This window comes from Paenibacillus forsythiae T98 (genome assembly GCF_000520735.1).
GTDB classification, from domain to species: Bacteria; Bacillota; Bacilli; order Paenibacillales; family Paenibacillaceae; genus Paenibacillus_AQ; species Paenibacillus_AQ forsythiae.
On sequence record NZ_ASSC01000555.1, the window covers coordinates 1 to 3,297 of the forward strand.

The 3,297-nt window shown below is 54.3% G+C and carries 2 protein-coding genes and 2 pseudogenes; 1 reads left to right on the top strand and 3 read right to left on the bottom strand.

Features of this window, described 5'->3' with window-relative positions:
• Positions 1 to 442 (bottom strand): annotated as a pseudogene (locus tag L692_RS0117445) (hypothetical protein); the annotation flags it as partial.
• A gap of 164 nt (positions 443 to 606) precedes the next feature.
• Positions 607 to 2,451 (bottom strand): asparagine synthase (glutamine-hydrolyzing), encoded by a 1,845-nt coding sequence (gene asnB / locus L692_RS0117450; protein ID WP_025701389.1) that lies wholly within the window; start codon positions 2,449 to 2,451, stop codon positions 607 to 609.
• 152 nt (positions 2,452 to 2,603) lie between these two features.
• Here asnB and L692_RS0117455 point away from each other — a divergent pair, with 152 nt between their 5' ends.
• The gene (locus L692_RS0117455; protein WP_025701390.1) at positions 2,604 to 2,960 is read left to right on the top strand and encodes a hypothetical protein; all 357 of its coding nucleotides are present in this window, start codon (positions 2,604 to 2,606) and stop codon (positions 2,958 to 2,960) included.
• A 99-nt stretch (positions 2,961 to 3,059) separates the two neighbouring features.
• Here L692_RS0117455 and L692_RS32920 read toward each other — a convergent pair.
• Positions 3,060 to 3,297 (bottom strand): annotated as a pseudogene (locus L692_RS32920) (hypothetical protein); the annotation flags it as partial.

The following is a 3,297-nucleotide window of genomic DNA, read 5'->3' on the forward strand; positions in this document are numbered from 1 at the left end:
CGATGCCGAAGGTCAGCATCCAGACTAGCGAGGTCTCCCAAATGTTGAACCGGGCGGGGAGGTCGGCGGTAAGTCCGAACCGCGACGGATCAGGGAAGCTCCCGGTAATGAAGCGGTGGGCCAGGATGGCAATACAACCGTAAGCTAACGGAAGCCCGGACGAAATCAACAGCCATCCTCGTGGAAATGAAAATGAGAATAGCGTCTTGATCCATGTGCCCAATCCTTTGCCGCCAGAATAAAGCTCCGCGGCTGCGGCTCCGGCAAACGGTCCAAAGGAACCGAGATAGAACTGTCCGGGCAGGACCGGGAGATCGGACGCGAGCTGCCGGTTCGCAAGAAGCGGCAGCCAGCAGGCCCAGGTGAAGCCAAAGGCGATGAGCAGAAACAGAATTAGCCTGTTTCTGCTCTGCCTTGGGTCTTGGGACAGGCGGGGCTTCATGATTACCTTCTCCTTCATATGAGGTGGTCTAATCTCTATAATGGGAGCCAGGCTTATTGCAGGGATACGGCAAATATCACGTTTAGCAATACACGAATTTGTCCATCGACTTGGGGACGGCGTCCGCACTGGTTTCGCTTCGTCAGATCATAGTTGACCGCTCTTTACTCTATGGAAACATTATAGGCGCGAAGCCAGAGATTAACTTGGGCCAGGTAAGCGAACAGCTGCGGTCCTGACATCAATTGGCCGAACCAGGGCAGATTGCTGGAGGACTCCGGCGATGCCGCAATTTCGCGGATTTTGGCGGAATCGATCAAAGGCAGAATGGGAGAAGACGGATCATCAAGAATGGTCAGCGCCTGCTGCCGAACGGCATGCAGATAACCCGGATTATGCGTTTTGGGGTAAGGGCTTTTTTTGCGGTACAGCACATCGTCCGGCAGCACGCCTTCAAGCGCCTTTCGCAAGATCCCTTTTTCCCTGCCGCCGACGGTCTTAATTTCCCAGGGAATATTCCAGACGTATTGAACAAGCCGATGATCGCAATAAGGGACGCGCACTTCAAGACCGACTCCCATGCTCATCCGGTCCTTGCGGTCCAGCAGAGTCGGCATAAACCGGGTAATATTGAGGTAGGACATGACCCGCATTTGCTTCTGTTTGCCAGTTTCGCCCTCAAGCTTTGGCGTCTCGGCAACCGCGTCGCTGTACCGGTCGCCCAAATATTCAAGCGGACGAATCCATTCCCGGATCTCGGGTGAGAGCAGACTGGCCCGCATCTTGGGAGCAACCGCCCACGGAAAAGTTCCCGACGACAGCATCTCCTCGCGGTGAAACCACGGATACCCGCCGAAAATTTCGTCAGCCGCTTCGCCGGAAATTGCTACTGTGGCGTCTTTTTTGATTTCCCGGCAGAACAAATACAGCGACGAATCAACATCCGTCATGCCCGGCAGATCACGGGAGAACAGTGCGTTATCCAGCGCCTCCACCAGCTCATCTGTGTCGAACTTCACATAATGATGGCGGGTTCCCAGCTCATCCACCATTCGTTTGATCCAGGGACCGTCGGCTCCGGGCTGGAAGGAATGGCTCTTGAAATATTTGTCGTTATCAACATAGTCGACGGAATAGGTGTCCATCTGTCCTTGGCCGGTCCGTTTGTAATAGTCGACGGCAAGTGCGGACAAAGCGCTCGAATCCAGACCGCCAGACAAGAGGGAGCAGACAGGAACGTCGGATACCAGCTGACGCTCCAGCGTATCCTGCAGCAGTTCCCGCACCTTGGCGGCTGTCTCCTCCGGACTGTCCGTGTGAGGAGAGCTTTCCAGCGTCCAGTAGGCGTAGCTTCGCAGGCCCTCTCGGCTGTAAATCATGGCATGGCCGGGGCGCAGCTCCGACAAATCCTTGTACACGCCATGTCCCGGCGTCCGAGCCGGACCGACGATGAAAATCTCCGCAAGCCCTTCCGGTCCCACAAGCGGTCGGACCTTGGGATGCTGGAGCAGCGCCTTGGGCTCTGAGCCAAAGATGAGCGAATCGTCCGCTTTGCTGAAGAACAGCGGTTTCACGCCCAGCCGGTCGCGGGCGAAGAATACCTGTTCTCGCAGACTGTCCCAGACAGCAAAAGCGAAGATGCCGTTGAGCTTCTCCGCACAGTCCGGTCCCCACTCGATATATGCGTGCAGCAGTACCTCGGTGTCACATTGGGTACGGAACTCATGCCCCCGCTGCTTCAGTTCATTTTTTAATTCGGGAGCGTTATATAACTCTCCGTTGTAAACTATTGCATAGACCTTGTCTTCATGGCGGGCAATCATCGGCTGTGCGCCGTTCTCTGGATCGATTACGCTGAGTCTGCGGTGCCCGAAGGCGATGGGGCCTGAAATCCATGTTCCCGCCGCATCCGGACCGCGATTCGCCAAGGTTTCAGTCATTTTGACCAGCAGTCCGGAATGCTGCGTTAAATCTCCGCGCCACTGGATAAATCCGGTTATTCCGCACATGACGATTCATCCTCTCTTATGTGGGTCGTTAAGTGCTGTGTCCCTATCTTTTTGCCAATTAATACAGATATATGCCGAAGGAAGGCATAAAATGTATGTCCTTATCCGAACACTAGGAAGGGGGAAAATTGGGTTGGAAGGAAGGATGACCGATGTATTATATTAAGGATGCCAAAATACGCAGAATGCTAAAATATGACGGGGCTCCCTGCGCCGAAGTGGGGGTACTGCCGGGAGCTGCGGGCGACTCCGCGCTGCTGGTCTACATTGTAGAAGACAACCGGGAGGATGGGTATGAAATTGTCCGTATTCTGACCAATGACGCGGACACAGCCACGGATTGGTACGATAATAATTTGCATGACGCCTTTGTCGATGTCACCTCAAGCGCATTTACGGGCAGCCCGGTCATGAGCCCTGAGGAGGAGCGGGACAAATTTCAACGGGAACTGCTGATTTTCGGGGATTTGAAGAAACAGCTTGGGCGGCGGTTTCAGGAATACACATAAACCACCGGAAATGAACATGAAGAAGGGAGTGCTTCTATTGGTTGAGTGGAAGGCCGCAGAACACTCCCTTGTTATATGGCGCGAATGAGCGGTTACAGGTCAGCGGCTCTTGAGCATTTCCAATTCAACCTCCAGCTTGAACTGGCGGCGGTTAAGGAGGTCCATGCCGGATTCCAGCACATCAATGCGCTTGTTCGTCTTCTGTTCGAAGGCTTGCTGAGCCGTCTCTATGCGTTTTACCGTTTCCAGCGTCTCGAATAGGGCTTGCTTAAATTCCTGTTGTTCCGCACGCATTTCCTGCTGCTCTGCACGCATTTCCTGTTGCTCTGCACGCATT

Bases quoted from the DNA above. Each gene is read 5' to 3' on its own strand.
- asnB (WP_025701389.1), bottom strand. From the start codon at position 2,451: ATGTGCGGAATAACCGGATTTATCCAGTGGCGCGGAGATTTAACGCAG.
- L692_RS0117455 (WP_025701390.1), top strand. From the start codon at position 2,604: ATGTATTATATTAAGGATGCCAAAATACGCAGAATGCTAAAATATGAC.